This window comes from Nocardiopsis eucommiae, from assembly GCF_965344335.1.
GTDB classification, from domain to species: domain Bacteria; phylum Actinomycetota; class Actinomycetes; order Streptosporangiales; family Streptosporangiaceae; genus Nocardiopsis; species Nocardiopsis eucommiae.
In genome coordinates this window covers 40138-60111 of the sequence record NZ_CBDRIY010000036.1, presented here as the reverse complement: position 1 = coordinate 60111, position 19974 = coordinate 40138, and the positions used below count along the sequence as shown (strand labels likewise).

The following is a 19974-nucleotide window of genomic DNA, read 5'->3' as shown; positions in this document are numbered from 1 at the left end:
ACCCCCCGAGGTTTCGACACCGTGACACCCCCTTCCTCCGTCGGCTCCCCGCCTTCCGGGCCGGCCCCGCCGCCCCCCACCGCCGGGGGCCGCCGGGCCCGTGTCCTCGGGCGTGAGGCGCGGGATGGGTAGGCCCGGCCCGGTCGTGCGGCCCCTGGGCGCGCACGACCCCGCGCGCCTGGGCCCGCACCGCCTGGTCGGACGGCTGGGGTCCGGGGGGATGGGCACCGTCTACCTCGCGCGTCCCCGGTTCGGTTCCCCCGTCGCGGTCAAGGCCGTGCACCCCGAGTTGGCGGACGAACCCGAGTTCCGGTCGCGGTTCGCCAGGGAGGTCGCCACTCTGAGCCGGGTCCGCAGCCCGTTCGTCCCCGCCTTCGCGGGCGCCGATCCCCAGGCGGAGGTCCCCTGGCTGGCCACCGCGTACGTGGACGGACCCACGCTCAGGGAACAGGTGGAGCGGGTCGGTCCCCTGCGCGGCGCCGCCCTGACCGGGCTCGCCGCCGGGATGGCCTCCGCCCTGGCCGACATCCACGCCGCCGGGATCGTCCACCGCGACCTCAAGCCGAGCAACGTCATCCTCTCCCCCGACGGTCCGAGGGTCCTGGACTTCGGTATCGCCCGCACCCTGGACGGCACCGCCCACCCCGGGCTCGCGGGGGTGATGGGAACCCCGGGCTGGATCGCCCCCGAACGCTTCCGGGGCGCGCCCGCCACGGCCGCCTCGGACGTGTTCGCCTGGGGCCAGCTGACCGCCTACGCGGCGACCGGCCGCAACCCCTTCGGACCGGGGAGCTCCGAGACCGCCGTGCGGCGGGTGTTGCGCGGTGAGGCCGCCCTGGACGGCGTGCCCCCGGAACTGCTGTCACTGGTGCGCGCGTCCGTGAGCCCCCTCCCGGGGTACCGGCCCGCCCCGCACGAGATCCTGCGTGCCCTGGGCGACGGGCGCGGACTGCCGGCCGCGGGGGCGGTGGCCCTCCGGGTCACGCGTAACGGGTGCTCCTCCCCCGGTCCCGTGGTCGGCGGCGCGCCACGGCACCGCCGGGTCCTGCGCCGGGGTGCCGCCGCCCTGACGGTGGCCGTGGTCGTCACGGCGGGCGCGGTCGTGGGCGTGCGGCACGGCGGAGCGGAACCCGAGCGGATCGGTATGTCCGGGGTGGGCGGTGCCGGAGACGTGGCGCCCCGGGCTGGCGACTGGCCCCCTCCGGAAGCGACCGACACGGCGACCGGCGCCGGACGCCGCAGCGTGGTGGTGCTCGGGAGCGGCGGCCCCGGCGGGCGGAGCCACCGGGCCGAGTTCACCCTGGGGGCTCCCGGAGGCTCAATCATCCGGGTCTCGCCCCCCGAGCGCTCCCCTTCCGGCGCACTGGTCCTCCACGGCGAGGTCGTCGCCCCGGAGGCCGGGGACGCGTACGGGATCTCCGAGGAACGGTTCAGCGTCCTCACCGAGGGCGGGGAGTACTCCCCCAGCCGTGTCCGAACCGAGGGGGCCGACGACGCGGGTGTCCGCTTCTCCGTGGGCTTCGAGGGCGCCCCGGCGACCGGCCTCCTCGTCGTCCACGGGAGCGATCGAGGCGGGGAGGTGGACGAGGCCCCGTCGGTCGGGGTCTGCTACAGCGTGTCCGACGCGGAGTTCTCCGTCGACTACGCACGGTGCACCTGAGCTCCGTGGCGGCCGCCGCCGGAACCTGGTTCTCCGGAGAACCCGCTGGCCGGTTCCGGACACGCCTTCGCCCACGCGCCCGGGAGGGTGCGGGGCCGTGAGGGTCGCGGCGCACCCCCGGGGCCTGCGGGGCCGCTCCCGGCACCCGTCCCGACCGTGTTTCCGTGCGTTCGGGCCGTACGCGGCCCCGGCCCCGGAGGTCCCGCCCGTGGTGGCTCCGGGACACCGGGAAGCCTCGGTCACGGAGCGTGCGCGGATCCGAGCGGACGGGAGTACCGGCCCAAGGGGTGACAAGGGCCGTCCATCGGCACAGAATGGAGCCAGACGGCCGGTGCGGGCCCCTGAACCTCGGGCTCGCGGAGACCCGGCCCGCCACGGCGGGCCCGCCTCGGGTCCCCCGGTCCCTCACCTTTTCCCCACCGGAGGAGACACCGGATGGAAGGCGCACTCTCCCTGATCGCCCTGGTCGCCGTCGTGGTGTCGGCCGGGGCCATCACGGTGGCCGCGCACTTTCGCAAGGAACGGGTCACCGAGCTCCAGGGGTGGGCCCGCGGACACGGATGGCACTACACCGAGCACCATCCGCGTCCCCTGGAGGAGGCGATCCTCCCGGCCGCCCTGCACGGCCGCGACCCGCGCGTGCGACACGTGCTCACCGGTCGGCGCGGCACCCACCTGGTCACCATGTTCGAGCTCACCCACGCCGATTCGAACGCGCGGCGAGGCGCCGGGAGCCCCCGGCACACCCACCGCGTCGTGGCCGTGCACACCCCGGGTCCCGGCGCCGACCTGGAGATCCGACGACGCGACCTGGCCCGCACCGTCTCCCTCGACGCCAGCGGCGGCCCGGAGGAGGTCCGCGCGGCGTTCGCGGAGGCCTTCCGCACCGTCGGCTCCGACGACCGCTTCCGGGAGGCGGTCCTGGACCACGACACCGTCTCCTGGCTGCTGTCCGACTGCCGGTCGCGTTCCTTCCCGGTGCGCTTCACCGGCGGCCACGCCCTGACCTGGGCGACCCTGCGCCTGGACCCCGACCGTGCCCTCGCGGCGGCGGACTACCTGATCGATCTGGTGAGCCGGGTCCCCGCCCGGGCCTGGGCGCGCGACACCGCCGGCTCCTGAACCGCACCACGCGCCCCGGCCCGGCCGTGTGCGCCGCCCCCGAGGGTGCGTCGGTGTCGGAAGGGGCCGATAAAATCCGGCGTACCCCAACGCACAAGGAGCAGTACCCCATGAGCGACCCCAACGCCACGCACCGCATCTCGCGCGCGGACCTGTTCCGCGACGACGAGGAGGAGACCACCCCGGACCCCGACGCCACCGCGCAGATCTCCCGTGAGGACCTCTTCAAGGACGGGCCGAAGGACGCGAAGAGCCCGCGTGAGCGCGACTGACCGACCCCTCCCCGCCACGACGGAGCGCCCGCCCCCACACGGGGGACGGGCGCTCCTCTCGTCCTCGGGGCGCGCACGCCCTGGCGCGGCCCCTACGGGCGGCGCTCGCGGACGGCGGCGACGATCTCCGCCACCGCCTCGTCCACGGGCACACCGTTGTTCTGGGAGCCGTCGCGGTAGCGGAAGGAGACCGCTTCCTTGCTGATGTCCTCGTCACCGGCCAGCAGCATGAAGGGGACCTTCTGCTTCTGGGCGTTGCGGATCTTCTTCTGCATCCGGTCGTCACTGGCGTCGACCTCGACCCGGATCCCCTCCGCGCGCAGCTTGGCGGCGACCTCCTGGAGGTAGGGGACGTGCTCGTCCGCGATGGGGATGCCCACCGCCTGCACCGGGGCCAGCCACGCGGGGAACGCTCCGGCGTAGTGCTCCAGCAGGACGGCGAAGAACCGCTCGATGGAGCCGAACAGGGCGCGGTGGATCATCACCGGGCGCTGACGGGAACCGTCGGCGGCGGTGTACTCCAGGTCGAAGCGCTCGGGCAGGTTGAAGTCCAGCTGGATGGTGGACATCTGCCAGGTGCGGCCGATGGCGTCCCTGGCCTGCACGGAGATCTTGGGGCCGTAGAAGGCGGCGCCGCCCGGGTCCAGGACCAGTTCGAGCCCCTGCTTCTCGGCGGCCTGACGCAGGGTGTCGGTGGCCTCCTCCCAGCTGGCGTCGTCACCGACGTACTTCTCCGGGTCCTTGGTGGACAGCTCCAGGTAGAAGTCCTCCAGGCCGTAGTCGCGCAGGAGCTCCAGCACGAAGGTGAGCAGCGAGTCGAGCTCGTCCGCCATCTGCTCACGGGTGCAGTAGATGTGCGCGTCGTCCTGGGTGAAGCCCCGGGCCCGGGTCAGGCCGTGCACCACACCGGACTTCTCGTACCGGTACACCGTGCCGAACTCGAACATGCGCAGCGGCAGCTCGCGGTAGGAACGCCCGCGCGCGTCGAAGATCAGGTTGTGCATCGGGCAGTTCATCGGCTTCAGGTAGTAGTCCTGACCGCCGTCGAGCTGCATGGGGGGGTACATGCCCTCCGCGTACCAGTCCAGGTGGCCCGACTTCTCGAACAGGGCGCTCTTGGTGGCGTGCGGCGAGTAGACGAACTCGTACCCGCTCTCCTCGTGGCGCTTGCGGGAGTAGTCCTCCATCACCCGGCGGATGATGCCGCCACGGGGGTGGAAGACGGCCAGGCCGGAGCCGATCTCGTCCGGGATGGAGAAGAGGTCGAGCTCGGAGCCGAGCTTGCGGTGGTCCCGCTTCTCGGCCTCCTCCAGGAAGGCCAGGTACTCCTTGAGCCGGTCCTTGGTCTCCCAGGCGGTGCCGTAGACGCGCTGGAGCTGCGGGTTGGTCTCCTTGCCGCGCCAGTAGGCGGCGGCGGTGCGCATGAGCTTGAAGGCCGGGATCACCTTGGTGGTGGGGATGTGCGGCCCACGGCACAGGTCCTTCCAGCACAGCTCGCCGGTGCGCGGGTGGACGTTGTCGTAGATCGTGAGCTCACCGGCGCCGACCTCGGCGGACGCGCCCTCGGCGGCCTCGGCCGCGCCGCCCTTGAGACCGATCAGCTCCAGCTTGTACGGCTCGGTGGCCAGTTCGGCGCGGGCGTCGTCGTCGGAGACGGCGCGGCGGTCGAACCGCTGCCCCTGCTTGATGATCTGCTGCATCTTCTTCTCGATGCTCTTGAGATCGGCGGGGGTGAAGGGCTCGGCGACGTCGAAGTCGTAGTAGAAGCCGTTCTCGACGGGCGGGCCGATGCCGAGCTTGGCCTCCGGGAAGAGCTCCTGGACGGCCTGGGCGAGGACGTGCGCGGTGGAGTGGCGCAGGATCGCCCGCCCCTCCTCGGAGTCGATCGCGATCGGCTCGACGACGTCGCCGTCGGAGAGCTCCCGGGCGAGGTCGCGGGGCTCACCGTTGACCAGGGCGGCGATCACGGTCCTGCCGTCCGCCTCCAGCGCCTGGCCCGCGGTGGTCGTGGCCGCCACCGCACGCGGGGTTCCGGCGAGGGTGATGTGCAGCTCAGACGCGGCGGACACGGTGACTCCTAGGGATTTACGTCGATGTCGTGGACGCGAACCCGCCCGCGTGGGTGCGCGGACGCAGGTGTTTCGCACCCCCGATGCTATCGGCTCCGGGAGGGGGGTGCTTCTGGTTGTCCACAGGGGCCCGGCCGATCCGACGGGTGCGCCGGAAACAACGCCCAGGGGCGAAACAGTCGTGATTCGGTCGTGGAATTCGGCCGCACGACTGGTCGTGGGCGCAGAGGCGAAGAGACCGCCGACCCACCCTCTGACGAGGACGAACCCGTGCACACCGGAAGGTTCTGTCATGGATCATCACGTTTTCCGGGGTTTCTCCACAGCCGTCGGAGGAACCATTGATCCGACCCGCGAGATCGGTGAGAATCAGCAGACATCCGATCACGACGACCCAGCCCGACCCGAAAGCACCAGTCGCATCGACCGAATACTGTGAGCGCATGTCACCGAGCCCACCGAGCGGGCCACCGGCCCCGGAGACATCCCCCACTCGCCATGCCCGTGTACGACGGTGGAGGCGCCTGCGCGCACGGCTCCGCCTGTTCCGCAGACGCATGCACACCCACCCGGCCCTGCACCTCCCGTGGCGCGTCCTGGTCGGAACCGTGGGCACCGTCGTCATCCTGGCCGGGGTCGTCATGTTGGTCGTCCCCGGGCCCGGGATCGCCTCGATCCTCCTCGGACTCCTGATCCTCAGCACCGAGTTCCGCTGGGCGCACCGGCTGCTGAGGCCCGCCCGGGTGTGGACCCGCCGGGGCGAGAGGTGGGCGCTGAGGACCAGGGAACAGCTCCTGGAGCGCCGCCGCGAGCGCAGGGCCGCCAGGGCCGCGCGCCGTGGACGCGCCGCTCCCCCGGACTGACCCCCGAATGGGTGCGGACCTTTCCGGGACCACACCACCTCCGAAACCCGCACGGGGACGCATACGCGCACGTTGCCCGAGCTTGACCCGACCAAAACAAAAAAAGAGGGGCCCGGTTCGTGTGATACGAACCGGGCCCCTCCGCACTGTGGGCGATACTGGACTCGAACCAGTGACCTCATCGGTGTGAACGATGCGCTCTAGCCAACTGAGCTAATCGCCCCTGTGTGCCGCTCTGTCCGGCCTCGTCGGCCTGACAAGAAAAACTCTAGCGCATCTCCGGGAGTGTTCGACGCACACAAACCCGCCCAGCGGGCACGAAGTCACGTGATCGAGGTCACATATGCTGGTCAACGGGTTCCCACGAGGCTCCCCGGTCAGCCATGATCCCCGCAATGAGTAGGAGTTCCCGCCCCCGTGGCCCCTCCCTTCGTGACCGCGGATCGACCTCCGCGTGACACGGGCCACTCATCATGGGGAAATCTTTGGTTTCCCCTGGTCATTACAGTGACGAAGGATCGTGGTGCCGCCAGGCGGCGCGCTGGCCCCGCTGGGCGGGCAGCGAGATCTCCGGTCCCACCGACCAAGAAAGTTCCCGTACTCACGTCATAGTCCGCGGACAGCCGCGTAGGAGCGAGTGAGGCGGCAACCGGCCCGCGCCCCAGGACTCTGGGCCGGACGAGAAAAGGTTTGGCGAACATGAACAGTAGCGACACCACTGCCACCGCCGAGCTGGGCCTGCGACTCGTGGTCCCGGAGCGCACCGCGGTTCCCCTGGTCGCGCGACTCGACTACAGCGCTGACGACCCGTACGCGATCCGCGTCGCGTTCCACACCGGCGAGGACAACCCCGTCGAGTGGATCTTCGCGCGCGAGCTCCTCACCGTGGGCATCGTCCGCCCCGTCGGTGAGGGCGACGTCCGCGTGTGGCCCTCCAAGGACGAGAGCGGCGACCGCTCGGTCAGCATCGCGCTGTCCTCGCCCTTCGGCCAGGCCGAGTTCGACACCCAGGTCTCACCGCTGGCGGAGTTCCTCCACCGCACCTACGAGATCGTCCCGGCGGGCCAGGAGGGCCAGTTCGTGGACCTCGACGAGGAGATCCAGCAGCACCTCCACTCCTAGGGAGCACCCAGGGGTCGGGAACGAAGAGGACGGCGCCGGGGCGCCGTCCTCCGTCATGCCGTCACGGGTCGATGTCGGCCGCGGAGCGCTCCGCGAACACCGCCATCGCCTTCCTCGTGACCGGCCCCGGCTCCGCCGACACCTGGCGTCCGTCGATGTCGAGGATCGCCTGGACGTCACGGCCGGTGGAGGTCAGGAAGGCCTCGGAGATCTCGGGGAGCCGCTCCATAGGGACGTCCTCCTCGTCCCCGCCGAACCACTCCAGGACGAGTTCACGGGTGATGCCCGCCAGCGGACCGGCCGAGAGCGGCGGGGTGACCAGCCGGTCGTCGAGCACCACGAAGACGTTGCTGCCGGTGCCCTCGCACAGGTTGCCCGCGATGTTGCGGAAGACCGCCTCGCTCGCACCCCGTTCCCGCGCGTACGCGAGCGCGCGCACGTTGTCCGCGTAGGACGTGGTCTTCAGCCCGGCGAGCGCGCCGAACTCGTTGCGGGGCCAGGGGGCCAGGGCCACCTTCGTCGAGGGGGCGATCCCGGGGAAGGGGCCCAGCGCCACGATGGCGGTCTGCTCGCCCTGACCCCGGTCCGATCCCAGTGGCCCGACCCCGTCGGTGACGGTGATGCGCACCCGGGCGTCGGTCATCTCGGGGTTGGCGGCCACCGCCCGGGCGACGCCGTCCGCGATCAGCTCCAGGTCCGGCTCGTCCATGCCCAGCCCCCGAGCGGAACGGGCCAGCCGCTTCAGGTGGCGGGTGAGCGCGAACGGCCGCCCGTTCTGCGCGCGCACCGTCTCGAAGACGCCGTCTCCGACGGTGATCCCGTGGTCGGCCACGGGGATCAGTGCGTCCCTCTCGTCCAGCACGGCGCCGCGACCGTGACCGGCACCCGCGATCCACACCCTCATACCAACCCCCACACGTTCTCTGGGCCCCTGGTCGGGCCGGTGACACCCCGAATCCTGCCACTTCCGCGCCCCGTCCCGCCGGGCGATGCCCTACCCCCCGGGGAGGGGCCTGACAAGGCCTCTGTCCGGCACCGGCCGCCGGTCCGGTGGCGCGACGGGTTTTGGCAGGGTGTCAACGCAGGTCACAGCCCCCGTTTCGGGGCGGTGGACCACCCGGAAACGATGGCTTGTGCCGGACAGATAAGTTACGAATGACTATCATCTGGGCAACGCTTATGCGGGACCGGTGGCAGCGTCCTCCCCTGCCGGTACACGCGTGCCCCCTCGCCCACGACCGCACCAGACACAGCGAAGAGAGACATGACCCCACCGAGCACCGCCCGCGGCGAACTCAGCTGGCTGCTGGACGACCTCCTCACCCGCGCCTCGGGCACCCAACACGCCATCGTCCTGTCCACGGACGGGCTCCTCATGGCCACCTCCAGCGGGCTCGACCGGCCCGCCGCCGAACACCTCTCGGCGATCGCCTCCGGGCTGCACAGTCTCGCGGGAGGGGCCAGCAAGCAGTTCTCCGCCGGGAACATCCGCCAGAGCATCATCGAGATGGACCGGGCCTTCCTCTTCGTGGCCGCCGCGGGCGAGGGCGCCTGCATGGCCCTGATGTCCGACGCCGACAGCGACGTGGGCCTGATCGCCTACGAGATGAACAAGGTGATCGAGCGGGTCGGCCAGTACCTGTCCGCCCCTCCGCGCCCCGACATGCCGTCCTCCCCCGCACACGTGGAGAAGTAGCTCCTGCCGCCGGGGCGGGCCGGTCCGGCCTGCCACGGCAGGGCGCGAAAGCCCCTGGGGAAGACGATTTCGCACTTCCCCGGAACTTCCGCTAGAGTTCCTAACGCAGCGAGGGACGCGGCACCGGGAAGCCCCGGAGGCCCGCCGACACACTCGCCGCGCGGACGTGGCTCAGCTGGTAGAGCATCACCTTGCCAAGGTGAGGGTCGCGGGTTCGAATCCCGTCGTCCGCTCGAGACGATTCGCCTTGTGCCTCCCCAGGTGGCACAATCGGATCGGGTTCGGGGCAACACCCCGGGCACACGCGGACGTGGCTCAGCTGGTAGAGCATCACCTTGCCAAGGTGAGGGTCGCGGGTTCGAATCCCGTCGTCCGCTCGGAGTAAGGCACGCATGGGTGCCACGCGGCTCCCCGTGCTTGCATGCCGGAGTGGCCGAGTGGTTGAGGCAAGGGACTGCAAATCCCTGCACACGGGTTCGATTCCCGTCTCCGGCTCCACGCGCACCACATTTCCATAAGGGCGATTAGCTCAGTTGGCTAGAGCACTACCTCGACACGGTAGGGGTCACAGGTTCGAGTCCTGTATCGCCCACATCAGGCGAAAGCGGGTTCCCACGGGAACCCGCTTTCGTCGTTTCCACGGTGGCGCCCACCCAGCATCGGTGCCCCACCGAACAACCGATCCCGTCGATGAGAGCGCCCACGCCCTGTCTCCACCGCTCTACGGCCACCTTGGAGTTCGCACTTCTTCCTCTCCAGAGTGACCAGCTCGTAGACGCGCTTCATCCCCGGGATGGTGTGCCCCGACCGGGAGGCCCTGGCGACTTCGGGGGCCTCGGCCAGCCCGGTCCGGTGCGAACGCCGCCCCGCGTCGGTGAACCTCATCATCTCGGCCAGGGCAGATCGCAACCAAGCAACTCACTGGGGCGATGAGGACGCCCAGCAGCTCCAGGCCGTCCAGGCCCAGGCTCGGTTGCTACCCCTCGTAGGGGCGATGAGGACTCACCGCGTTGGGGACACGTGGGCCCAACGCGGCATGTTGCTACCCCTCGTAGGGGCGATGAGGACCGGTCAACGCCCTCGGGTACAGCCCGCGCCTGGTGGTGTTGCTACCCCTCGTAGGGGCGATGAGGACGCGCGGTTCTGGCCACGCCCGGGCCGGAGTAGTGGTTGCTACCCCTCGTAGGGGCGATGAGGACCTGGGTGGACGGGCGCGTCGACTACGGCCAGTACTCGTTGCTACCCCTCGTAGGGGCGATGAGGACCGAGGAAGAGGTCGCCGCGATCTGGGCCGACTCCCGGTTGCTACCCCTCGTAGGGGCGATGAGGACCCGGATCGTGGTCCCCGAGTCCACCGCCCCGCACCCGTTGCTACCCCTCGTAGGGGCGATGAGGACTGGTCGCCGCAGCACTCGGACGCCGCACCCCCGACCCGTTGCTACCCCTCGTAGGGGCGATGAGGACCCGGGCAGGCGATCCCGGCCGGGTCCGTGCCCCGCTGTTGCTACCCCTCGTAGGGGCGATGAGGACATGGCGGCCGCCCGCCTGTGGCGTGCCGCCCCCACCGTTGCTACCCCTCGTAGGGGCGATGAGGACCCCGCAGTCCTCGCACACCGTCCACTCCCCTATCGTTGCTACCCCTCGTAGGGGCGATGAGGACTGGAAGCGGCCGGGTTCTCCCCGGTGGATGACCCGTTGCTACCCCTCGTAGGGGCGATGAGGACCTGTATCTGTCCTTCCTGTGGTTGGCCCGCAACAAGTTGCTACCCCTCGTAGGGGCGATGAGGACGTCGTCCAGGGGGCGGTCGAAGACGTCGGCCTTGTGTTGCTACCCCTCGTAGGGGCGATCAGGACGTGCTGGCGCAGGTCGCGGACGAACTGCTGCTCCTGTTGCTACCCCTCGTAGGGGCGATCAGGACTCTGGAGTCGGTGGAGGACCTGCTCCACCGCACCAGTTGCTACCCCTCGTAGGGGCGATCAGGACCTGATGGCGGACATCCGCAGGGCCGGAGAATCCGGGTTGCTACCCCTCGTAGGGGCGATCAGGACTGGGAAGACGGCCTCGGGGAAGAGATGGCCCGGATGTTGCTACCCCTCGTAGGGGCGATCAGGACCCGAGAGTAAAGCCGCAGGTCCAAGCTCCACAGCGCGAGCCCGAAGGCCACTTTTTTCAGCGACCCTCCGGTAGTGCAGCAGAAGCCGGTGCGCCGCTGAAAACCGACACCTCGTCACCAGCATCGCCCTCTCACAGAATGTCACTCGGCTCGGGTTTGGCGATCCCCCACGCCAGCCGCTGCGGCACCACCCCCGGCGGGAACGTGTAGACCAGAACGTGATCGTATCCATCATCGATGACATCCTTGACGGCACGCTCGAAGCGTTTGATCTGCGCAGGGCTCAACTGCCCTTCGAAGACGCTGCGCTGCACGTGGTGCAGGTACAAGCGACAGGTCCGCAGGATCTGCGGGTTGCGTTCGGCAGCGGTGTCGTAAACGACCACGACGTGCACGTGTGCTTCACCACCAGATCCGGAAGGGCTTGTAGGTATCGCCTTCCAAACAGGCCCGGGTCACTTTGAGGGCCTCCAGGTACAGCAGTTCGTCGTAGGCCACCGGTCGTTTGAGCTCGCGGTGGTTGACGGTGGTCGCGAACTCGTCGCGGACCGCGGCAACGACCAGTTTGCGGCCTGTGTCACTGAGCATGGCCTGGTTGGAGTCGATGTCGAAGTGGTGTGGTTTGAGCTGGTTGCGCGTAGCCATGCGCAACAGCAGACGTTCGGAGAACATCGGCTTGAACATCTCAGCCAGGTCCAGGGCGAGGGAGTGCCGTTGGCGTTCCATCGTCCTGTGCAGGAAGGCGATACCGCTGTGGAGTGGGGTCAGACGCAGCGCGGTCACGGTGCGGGCGTAGACGATGCCGTTGGCGTAGCTGATGAAGGCGTTTCCGGCGTTCTTGGGCGGGCGGCGACTGCGTCCGTGCAGTTGCAGCCAGTCAGGGAGTTTGGTGTCCAGAACTTCCCAGGCCGAGCGACGGAAGTTGCCCTCCAATCCCATGAGCGAGGCAGTGTCGGGTGCGTCCCCGGCTTTGCTCTTGAGAACTGTGTAGGGGGCTTTGAGCAGGGGCCGGTCGATGATGCGGCGCACGTTGAAGGCGGTGGCGCGCACGATGTCGCGGGCGATGGGTATGGCCCGCTCAGGGTCGGTGGCTAGTGCCACCTGGGCGATGACGGTTTCTCCGGAGGTGGCGGTGTCAGCGGCGGTCAGGGATCCGGTGTAGTCGCCGTAGTAGCTGAGCAGGTGCACGTTGATGTGGTGCTGGTTGAGCAGGCTCACCACGGAGGTGTTGACGTCGACGGGTTTGCAGGCGATCAGGTCGCGCACATCAGTGATGGGGATGCGTACGTGTTCGCCGTGTTCGCGTTCGATGACCAGGGACTGGTCCTTGCGTCGGATGCGACAGCTCGTGGTGAGCCAGTAGGTGCGGGCTGCGGTCGGCATCACTGGCTCCAGCAGTAGTCGAAGTAGCTACATCCCCGGCATCGGGTGCGGGCCAGCCTGGGCGGTGAGAGGGGTTGGGCGACGGTGGTGCGCACCTGGGCGATGTCTGAGCGGGCTCGTTCGTCCCAGGTGGATTCGTATGGCATGCGTTGGGTGCGGCGGGTTTTGGGGTAGCGCAGGATCGCGCCCTGGGCGTCGACACCGACGAGGCGGAGCCGGTAGCAGTAGTGGATGGCCTGGGCCTCGTCGGCCGAGCTGGGGCGCGAGGAGGATTTGGTCTCGTGTACCCACAGGTTCCCGTCGAGGTCGTCCAGGCGTGCCGAGCCCAGGTCGACGGGGTGGGCTCGGCGGTAGGAGGTGTCGTGGACGGCTTCACCGAGCTGGACGGTGGCGCTGGTGGCCTCGGGGCGGAAGCCGCGGGCGAACAGCCAGAGTTGGCGTGGGCAGTGGTGGAGGTACTTGACGTGGACGCCGCCGACGTCCTCGGCGCTGATCACAGGAGCACCCCGGGCTGGTAGGTGTTGCCCGCGTTGCCGGGCGGGTGGATGGCGATCAGACCGCGGTCCGCTTCGTATTCGGCGTCGATGACCAGGACGTTGAGGGTGTGGTCCCAGGTGCCCAACGCTCGGGCGTAGTGCGGCAGCGGGATCAGGTACTGGGAGGCCAGCAATTTGCCCGTGCCGCGTTCCTCTCCGGGGGAGGTGTTCTGGAGGGCGTCTTTGTAGTCCTTGCGGTCCTTGGCGAGGATGCCTTCGACGCCGTCGAACATCTCGTCGAAGGCCTTCGAGAGAACTGTGGTGTCGTTGAGTGGCTCGTCGAAGGCCAGGAACTGGTCGCGGAAGAGCTCTTGGGAGGCGTCGGTGTGGTCCTGCCACCTCTTGCCCCAGGGGCCGTTGTAGATGTCGTCGAGCCAGGCGGTGAACAGCTGCTCGTCGAGTTCGCCATCCTGGTGACGGACCAGGATGTCCCAGCCCAGCTGGGTGGGTTCGGCGTCGTAGACCTTGTCAGCGCAGTCGGGGCCGGACTTGCCTCTGGGGGCGTAGTGGGGGCGGTGGACGACGACCGGCGCCGGGTGCTCGAGGGCCGCGACGCGGTTGACACGGCCGAAGCGCTGCAGCAGTGCTTCCAGGGGTGCGGCGGAGGTGTGCAGGACGTCGAAGTCGACGTCCAAGGACACCTCGACGACCTGGGTGGCTACCAGCAGCCCGGGTTGGCGGGGTGTGGTGCGGGTGCCGAACCGCTCTCGGATGGCCTCCTCGATCCGGTTGCGGTCGCCGGTCTTGAAGCGCGAGTGCAGGAGGAGGGCCGCGTCCTCGCCATGGAGTTCTCGGGCGAGCGGCGCGAGTTGGTCGTACAGGTACCAGGCGTCAGCGACGTTGTTGGCGATGACGGCCACGCTGTGTCCCGCGCGCAGTGAGCTCGTGATCTCTTCGATGCTGGCGGGGCCGGTGAGGTGTTCCGCGCGCAGGTGCAGTCGGTGGCGGCGCGGCCAGGTGTGGTCGCTGTCGGGTTCGACCAGTTGGACCTTGTGGTCTGGCCCCAGGGCCGCACGGATGGTCTCCAGGAGTCGGTCGGGCAGGGTCGCGGACAGAACGGCGATGCGCCCGCCCAGGCGGACCCACAGTTCCATCATGGCCAGGATCATGCCGAGGCGGCGGGGCTCGTAGGCGTGGAGTTCGTCGAAGACGAACGTGGAGTTGGCGCTGTCCAGGAGGGTGGAGGAGTGCGCGGTGCCGCCCAGGGCCCCGCGCAGGAGCTGGTAGGGGGTGGTGACACGCACGAGTTCGCGGAACAGGCGGCTGGCGTTGGCCTGAGCCACCGCGCGCGAGGCGTGCTGCCGGTCGGTTCGGGTTCGGTCAGCCTGGGTGGTGTCGCAGGTGGCGGTGGACAGGTAGAAGCTCGCGGCACGGGAGTGGACGACGCCGACCTGATCGTGGCCGAGGTCCTCACGTAGGCGTGTGGCCATGGCGTTGATGGAGGCCAGGTAGGGCAGGGCGTAGAACAGGCGGGGTGTGCCTCCCGTTTCGTGTCCTGAGTGCTGGGTGTGGGTGGTGGCCCACAGCAGAGCGGCTTCGGTCTTGCCCTGGCCGGTGGGGGCGCGCAGCACCATGTGGGTGGTCGTGGTGTGCGCCTGTTCCTGGTGCGCGTAGGTGTGGGCACCTTTGGCCTTCAAGGTCGAGCGCAGCTGTGTGGGGTAGTCGACGCTGGTCAAGGGGTGGTCGGTGAGGAGGTGGCCGTGAGCCGAGGCGACGTGGTCGGCCAGGGTGATGGCTCCTTGGAGCAGGAGGGCGCTCAGGCCGGCCGCCTCATCAGGGCTCTGCCCGCGTTCCCAGTGCGTGAGGATGCGGTTCAACAATCGGTGCCCGGCCTGGGCCAGCTCCTGGGGGGTGACCTCCTGCGGAACGGGGACGTCGGCGGCCCGGGCCAGCCAGATGGCCAGAGCGTTGGCCGAAGTGGAGTCCACGGGGGCGAAGTGGTCGTGGAAGTCCTCGGGGCAGATCAGGGAGCGAGCTTCGTTGCGGATGGACCCCTCTCCCCCGGCCAGGGGGCGGTGGTGGGTCACGACGCCCAGGCCGATCCGGGTGCGTTCGTCTTCGGGGAGATGGGCCAGGACGTGTTCGACGAAGGCAAGGGAGTAGATCTCGTGTCGCTTGCCCCAGGGTTGTGTGGGTGGGGGGTTGCCCACCATGGTCTGGAAGCCGTCGGGGACCTTGCCCGCGTCGTGGAACAGGCAGGCGAGCCTGGCCCGGTTCCAGAACTGGCAGTCGGTCTCGGGAAGGGGGCCGATGCGTGAGTGCAGCGTGTCCAAGGCTCGGGTGGTGGCTTGCAGATGGGTGGTCAGCGCCTCCCCCTGTTGGGGAGGCTGGGCGCGTTTGTCGGCGCTCTTGGCCCAGATGTGGGCCAGCTCAACAGGCTTGCTGGAACCGGCGTTGGGGTGGACGGGGGCTAGGGGGACGACCGCTTGACCATCACTGGTGTGCCACGGGGAGTCGATGTGGGCGCGGCTCCCTTGGGAGGCGTAGCGGTAGGTGCCCCACTGGATACGGGAGCGGTCAGCGCTGATGGAGTGCGGCATCCGCAACTGCATCCCTGACGTGGACGCCTCGGCGGGCAGCAGGGCGTGGCCCTGGGTGCCCTGCCCAGGGTGCAGGGTGACGCGACGGGTGTGGGCCGAGGCCAGGTCCTGGCTGCGGCCCAGCCGTAGCGGCCAGACCGGGCGGCGCAGCGCCCGCTCCCACAGGTCCAGGTGGTCCAGTACCCACAGGGTGAGGGTGGTGCGGGCGAGGAACTCGTGGTCCTTCGGTGTGGGGGCGGGCTTCTTGCCCGCTTTGGCCAGAGGGTGGAAGGTCTCCAGGTCCACGCCCTTGCCCTGGGCCGTGAAGGCCATGGCGAAGCGGGCGTCGGGGGGCATGCGGTCCCAGCCGCCCACCGCGGCGGCCAGCAGGCCAGCGACGGTGGACGGCGGCGGGCAGGGCAGAGTGACCTGAACCCCCGAGTACAGGGGGTTGCGAAACGAAGCCACCGGAGCGTCGATGGTGATCTGGAGTGCGCTGGTCATACGGTCGCGTCCTCGAACCAGGCGTCGCGCTGCCCCGCCTCGATCTCCTTGGCCAGCGCCCCCAGCACGGTACGGGGGTGGTCGATCACCACCCGACCAGCGGTGATCTCCTCGGCCAGGTCCTGACGAGCTTGGTCACGCTGAGCCCCCAGGAACCCGGGCGCCCAACCGATGTGTACAGGACCATCCAGCTCATCGGACCAGGCCCGCAGCTCCTCGGCGAAGACCACCGTGTCGAAGAATGCCCCCTGTGGCCCGGCGGCCAGCACACGGGTGAAGGGGTTGTTGCCGCCCTTGAGCGGGGCCAACAGTACGAAGGAGGGGGCCCGGTCGCCGTAGTGGAGGGCCCGGCTGGCCCCGCCCTGAACCTGGGCCAGGGTGCGCAGCAAGACGGCGGCGCGGCGGCGGCGCTCCTGGATCGGCAGGCGCAACGACTCGACGCCGCGCAGCACATACTCGCTGGCACCGGCCTCGACCGCTGCATCGGCCGAGGCCGGGGAAAGCGCCTTGCGCAGCCCGCCGCCGTCCTGTTCGAACGTACCCACCCGGGGCAGGTCCACCAACATGTCAGCGGCCATCTCGGCGGTGTAGTGCTCGTGTTCGTGGATGACCGGGTCGGCGTCGGCCGGGAAGCCGCGGCTCATCGTGCCGAAGTCGGCCACGATGCGCTTGGCTGGCAGCGCCACCAGGGTGCCGGTGGCGAGCACGGTGTCGCGCTGGTAGTTGCCCTGTTTGGTGGCGACCATGTAGCCGAACAGGTCATCGTCGAGGTACAGGTCCGGGCGCCCGTCGGTGTAGGCCTGCTGCTTCTTGCCGGTGCCCGAGCGGGTGACCGGGGAGCGCTTCTCGGCCAGGGGCAGGGAGTCACGCCACCAGCGGCGGAAGGCCTGGGCGGAGATGTAGGGGACGCGTTCGCCGCGGCCGATGGTCAGGTATTTGACCTTGGACATGTTGTCCTCGCCACGACCGTTGTTGGGGGCGCCGGCGGTGATGTCCAGGGCGATCTTGCCCACGAGGTAGGTCATGCGTCGTTCTCCGCTTCCAGGTCGGTTTCGGTGATGAGGTCGTCGGTGCTCACGTCGTCGTGGTCGTGTCCGCGCCAGGAGGGCTTGAGTTCGTGCAGGTGGTTGAGGACCCCGATGAACAACAGGTCCCGGTGGAGGAAGACCCGGTCCTCGGCGTCGAAGAGCAGCCGCCACTGGCGCTGGGTGATGAAGGGGGCCGCTTCCTGGGTGCGCAGGGTCCGGTCGACGGACTGGCGCTGCAACCAGGCACGCAGGGTCGTGAGCTTCTTGCGTGCCTGGAGGAACTTCTTCAGTTCCTTGTCGTCGTCGGTGTTGAGGACAGCGGCGATGCGTGCGGCGAGTTGGTCGATCTGGTCCATGTCGGTGGAAGACACCTGGAGCACCTTCGTGGCGTAGTCGGAACAGGTGGCGGACAGCAGAGGGGTCTGGGCGCAGATACCGCCCTTGCTCAGGGCGCGTTCGCGTAGGAAGTGGGAGACGGTGGGGATGACCCTCTCGGGGAGGTCGAACAGGTTGCGGGCGAGCATGGAGCGGCCGGGGACCTTTTCCCACCGGTGAGCGCGTCCCAACCAGTGAAGGGACGGTTTGGGCAGGTCGCTGATCCACGCGGTGGCGGGCTGGTCCATGGCGTGCACGGCCAGGTCCTGCTCCTTGTTGCTGTTGGTGAACACCATGAGCTCCACGCCGTCGGTGACGCGCTCCTCGTATCCGCGCACTCGGCCCAGCGCCACGAGTTGGCGAGCGTAGGAGGGGCGGGTTCCGGCGGGTGCGCCGGTGACGGCGTGGCGGCGGGTCTGGTCGACCTGGAACTTGGTCAGTGCCCACAGCAGGTCGTCGTCCCAGGTGTGCAGTGCGGTGGCGCGCCCGCCCCAGATCGAGCATCCGTAGGGCAGGGCGTAGAAGCTGAGCAGGCAACCCCGGCAGAGGGCCATCCCCTCATGCGTGGGGATGGTGGTGTTCCGGTAGGAAGAGCTCTCCATCAGCGGGACGTCGACCTTGCCGTAGAACCCACAGGCCGACTGATCACACAGGACGCACCGGGCATCCACCACCATGTCGTTTTCGGGCAGGTGCCGCCAAGCAGTCAGGTTGTCTTCGAGCCCTTGCCCCAAGAGGGATTTGCGGTTGGTGGTGTTGATCGGGCAGTTGGGCCAGAACAAGTAGCTGGCGCCGAGCCAGAAACCGTGAGGACCTTTGCTGTCCGCGATTTCGGTGGTCCGCGCCAAGTCTCGGGTCATGTTCGTGTTCGCGGCCCGCAGTTCCTCTTCGGTCAACTCCACCGGGTGAGTGAGCTGCTTCAGGTTCTTTCGGGTCCGATGTACGAGGCTGGACAGGGCGAAGGCGCCGATCCGCTGAAAGGGGTGCGCGGTCAGGTGCACCCTGAGCCCGGTGGCGGTCGCGGTGGCGGTGGTGCTCATGCGATCACCCATCCGAACCCGGCCGAGTTGGCCTGACCCAGTCCCCAACTCCAAATGCACTGCAGGGTCTCGGGAGCACCGTGGATCTCCGCTTCGATTGCCGCACCGGGTTTGTGCCCCTGACTGACGGCGAAACTGCGTTTGGGGCCCACCCAGGTGATGGCTTGCACCGAAACATCGGGGTCGACACCGATCGTTAGCGCTTTGCGGCGCAGGTTCCCTTCGAAGTAGGCAGGGAACTCGGGCTCTGTCGGCAGTACCCAGGCCTGGCGCGTGGTGCGCTCGCCGTGCTCGTTGTGCCCGGAGCCCTTCATCACCACAGGGGTAGAGGTCCGCATCACTGCCTTACCGGAGGCGAAGTTCGGTGGGGCGATGACATCGACGCCCTGAACCCGCAGCGCCGTGCCGCCCCAGTCCAACAGGTGCTCTCGGGCCAGGCCCTTGGCCAGACCTTCGACGAGCTCCGGGACCGGGCTGGTGAACTCCACAGTTCCCGTTCCACCGGCGGAGTAGCGACCGCGTCTCCGGGAGGCGGACGGGAAGGTAGGGGCGCTGTGGCCGAAGGGAACCATGCCGGTTTCCCCCCAACCACGTTCATGCAACCGGGCTCCGAGCTCCGGCGCTCCGAAGGAGAGCAGTTCATAGACCAGGCCCCGACCTGGGCGCAGCACTTCTCTCCACTCAAGAGACGGGGCCCTGGTGTGAACCGCTACGCGAAGACGCACCGGCGACCTCCTTACACAACATCAGATGACAAGGCCTCACAGTAGAAACCGCCTCCGACAAAAGAGGCCTCAGATCGGCAAGATGGCCGACCAAGGCCAAATAACGCGTTTCCGTTACACCAGATGAGGAGAACTGGTAAGAGCACCGAGAACCGTAAACACGTTCGACAACGAGTGGCTCAAAAATGCTCAAAGGAAACCCGACATAAGCCGTCCCCCTCCGGGGCAATGAGGACGGTGTTGCACGGCCGCCAGGTCCGTGGCCTGGCGGCGTTGCCACCCCTCATAGGGGTGATGGGACGCCCAGGCCGGGGTGATGGTAGCGCTGCACACGGTGTTGCTACCCCTCGTAGGGGCGATAAGGACATCGACGACGTGGTCTCAGGGGACGCCGTCTACATGTTGCTACCCCTCGTAGGGGCGATAAGGACAGGTGGTGGTGGATGACCAGTCGGTCAGGTGCCCGGGTTGCTACCCCTCGTAGGGGCGATGAGGACGGTCAAGGGCGCCCGCCTGCTGGCCACCACCAACCCGTTGCTACCCCTCGTAGGGGTGATGAGGACGCGTTCCACGCCGCCACGATGTGGTCGGCGTCCTGTTGCTACCCCTCGTAGGAGTGATGAGGACACCGTGACCCGTCCGAAGGACATCGGCACTGCTGCGTTGCTACCCCTCGTAGGGGCGATGAGGACCGCACCGGCGCCGCCCTGGGCCGGGGCTTCGCCATGTTGCTACCCCTCGTAGGGGCGATGAGGACCACCATCGACGCGGTCCAGGGCCGTGCATAGGTGTCGTTGCTACCCCTCGTAGGGGCGATGAGGACGTCGAGGGGGTGCTCACCGTGCCTGGTGTGGACCCGTTGCTACCCCTCGCAGGGGCGATGAGGACGTCTGCTCCTGGCCGAGGACCACGGAGGCGCCAGCGTGTTGCTACCCCTCGTAGGGGC

The 19974-nt window shown here is 69.0% G+C and carries 15 protein-coding genes, 5 tRNA genes and 2 CRISPR repeat arrays (1 of these 22 only partly in view); of the genes, 10 read left to right on the top strand and 10 right to left on the bottom strand.

Annotated elements, in window-relative coordinates; all coding sequences use genetic code 11:
• The first annotated feature begins 124 nt into the window (after positions 1 to 124).
• The 3 genes from ACRWK8_RS20905 (at position 125) to ACRWK8_RS20895 (ending at position 3054) form a co-directional block, all read left to right on the top strand.
• A complete protein-coding gene (locus ACRWK8_RS20905) occupies positions 125 to 1660 on the top strand; it encodes a serine/threonine-protein kinase (RefSeq protein WP_431872344.1) in 1536 nt (511 codons plus the stop codon).
• A 435-nt stretch (positions 1661 to 2095) separates the two neighbouring features.
• On the top strand, positions 2096 to 2782 hold the full coding sequence (locus tag ACRWK8_RS20900) for a hypothetical protein (protein ID WP_378742782.1): 687 nt from the start codon (positions 2096 to 2098) through the stop codon (positions 2780 to 2782).
• Positions 2783 to 2892: 110 nt separating this feature from the next.
• A complete protein-coding gene (locus tag ACRWK8_RS20895; protein WP_378742784.1) occupies positions 2893 to 3054 on the top strand; it encodes a hypothetical protein in 162 nt (53 codons plus the stop codon).
• Between the two features lie 92 nt (positions 3055 to 3146).
• On the opposite strand, the gene thrS is transcribed toward ACRWK8_RS20895, so the two are convergent.
• A complete protein-coding gene (gene thrS / locus ACRWK8_RS20890) occupies positions 3147 to 5123 on the bottom strand; it encodes a threonine--tRNA ligase (RefSeq protein WP_378742786.1) in 1977 nt (658 codons plus the stop codon).
• Between the two features lie 557 nt (positions 5124 to 5680).
• On the opposite strand from thrS, the gene ACRWK8_RS20885 reads away from it, so the two are divergent.
• Positions 5681 to 5986, top strand: a complete 306-nt coding sequence (locus tag ACRWK8_RS20885; RefSeq protein ID WP_378742788.1) for a PGPGW domain-containing protein — start codon at positions 5681 to 5683, stop codon at positions 5984 to 5986.
• A 149-nt stretch (positions 5987 to 6135) separates the two neighbouring features.
• Here the strand turns inward: ACRWK8_RS20885 and ACRWK8_RS20880 are convergent.
• A tRNA-Val gene (locus ACRWK8_RS20880) sits at positions 6136 to 6209 on the bottom strand.
• Between the two features lie 476 nt (positions 6210 to 6685).
• Here ACRWK8_RS20880 and ACRWK8_RS20875 point away from each other — a divergent pair.
• Entirely contained in the window at positions 6686 to 7108 is a 423-nt protein-coding gene (locus ACRWK8_RS20875; protein ID WP_017546787.1) for an SsgA family sporulation/cell division regulator, read from the top strand.
• Between the two features lie 61 nt (positions 7109 to 7169).
• Here ACRWK8_RS20875 and ACRWK8_RS20870 read toward each other — a convergent pair whose 3' ends face one another.
• Complete coding sequence (locus tag ACRWK8_RS20870; protein ID WP_431872340.1) at positions 7170 to 8012, bottom strand: aminotransferase class IV; 843 nt, start codon at positions 8010 to 8012, stop codon at positions 7170 to 7172.
• Between the two features lie 360 nt (positions 8013 to 8372).
• Here ACRWK8_RS20870 and ACRWK8_RS20865 point away from each other — a divergent pair, with 360 nt between their 5' ends.
• The 5 genes from ACRWK8_RS20865 (at position 8373) to ACRWK8_RS20845 (ending at position 9396) form a co-directional block, all read left to right on the top strand.
• A complete protein-coding gene (locus tag ACRWK8_RS20865; protein ID WP_049567257.1) occupies positions 8373 to 8804 on the top strand; it encodes a roadblock/LC7 domain-containing protein in 432 nt (143 codons plus the stop codon).
• Between the two features lie 160 nt (positions 8805 to 8964).
• A tRNA-Gly gene (locus ACRWK8_RS20860) sits at positions 8965 to 9037 on the top strand.
• Positions 9038 to 9108: 71 nt separating this feature from the next.
• Positions 9109 to 9181 (top strand) — tRNA-Gly (locus ACRWK8_RS20855).
• A 46-nt stretch (positions 9182 to 9227) separates the two neighbouring features.
• Positions 9228 to 9302 (top strand) — tRNA-Cys (locus ACRWK8_RS20850).
• Positions 9303 to 9322: 20 nt separating this feature from the next.
• Positions 9323 to 9396: transfer RNA gene (locus ACRWK8_RS20845), tRNA-Val, on the top strand.
• Positions 9397 to 9776: 380 nt separating this feature from the next.
• Positions 9777 to 10918: direct repeats of the CRISPR family, unit length 30 nt; unit sequence GTTGCTACCCCTCGTAGGGGCGATGAGGAC.
• A gap of 131 nt (positions 10919 to 11049) precedes the next feature.
• On the opposite strand, the gene cas2 is transcribed toward ACRWK8_RS20845, so the two are convergent.
• The 7 genes from cas2 to ACRWK8_RS20810 are packed head-to-tail and all read right to left on the bottom strand — an operon-like array spanning position 11050 to position 18791.
• Positions 11050 to 11313, bottom strand: a complete 264-nt coding sequence (cas2, locus tag ACRWK8_RS20840; protein WP_431872338.1) for a CRISPR-associated endonuclease Cas2 — start codon at positions 11311 to 11313, stop codon at positions 11050 to 11052.
• 7 nt (positions 11314 to 11320) lie between these two features.
• Entirely contained in the window at positions 11321 to 12301 is a 981-nt protein-coding gene (gene cas1 / locus ACRWK8_RS20835; RefSeq protein WP_431872336.1) for a CRISPR-associated endonuclease Cas1, read from the bottom strand.
• A complete protein-coding gene (locus ACRWK8_RS20830; protein ID WP_378742796.1) occupies positions 12301 to 12798 on the bottom strand; it encodes a CRISPR-associated protein Cas4 in 498 nt (165 codons plus the stop codon). Before ACRWK8_RS20830 ends, cas1 begins: the two co-directional genes overlap by 1 nt.
• A complete protein-coding gene (gene cas3, locus ACRWK8_RS20825) occupies positions 12795 to 15860 on the bottom strand; it encodes a CRISPR-associated helicase Cas3' (RefSeq protein ID WP_431872333.1) in 3066 nt (1021 codons plus the stop codon). Before cas3 ends, ACRWK8_RS20830 begins: the two co-directional genes overlap by 4 nt.
• Positions 15857 to 16885, bottom strand: a complete 1029-nt coding sequence (cas7i, locus tag ACRWK8_RS20820; protein WP_378742800.1) for a type I-B CRISPR-associated protein Cas7/Cst2/DevR — start codon at positions 16883 to 16885, stop codon at positions 15857 to 15859. Before cas7i ends, cas3 begins: the two co-directional genes overlap by 4 nt.
• The gene (locus ACRWK8_RS20815) at positions 16882 to 18303 is read right to left on the bottom strand and encodes a hypothetical protein (protein ID WP_431872331.1); all 1422 of its coding nucleotides are present in this window, start codon (positions 18301 to 18303) and stop codon (positions 16882 to 16884) included. Before ACRWK8_RS20815 ends, cas7i begins: the two co-directional genes overlap by 4 nt.
• Entirely contained in the window at positions 18300 to 18791 is a 492-nt protein-coding gene (locus ACRWK8_RS20810; protein ID WP_431872329.1) for a CRISPR-associated endoribonuclease Cas6, read from the bottom strand. The genes ACRWK8_RS20815 and ACRWK8_RS20810 overlap by 4 nt, the downstream gene beginning before the upstream one ends.
• A gap of 573 nt (positions 18792 to 19364) precedes the next feature.
• Positions 19365 to 19974: direct repeats of the CRISPR family, unit length 30 nt; unit sequence GTTGCTACCCCTCGTAGGGGCGATGAGGAC; it runs 268 nt beyond the window's last position.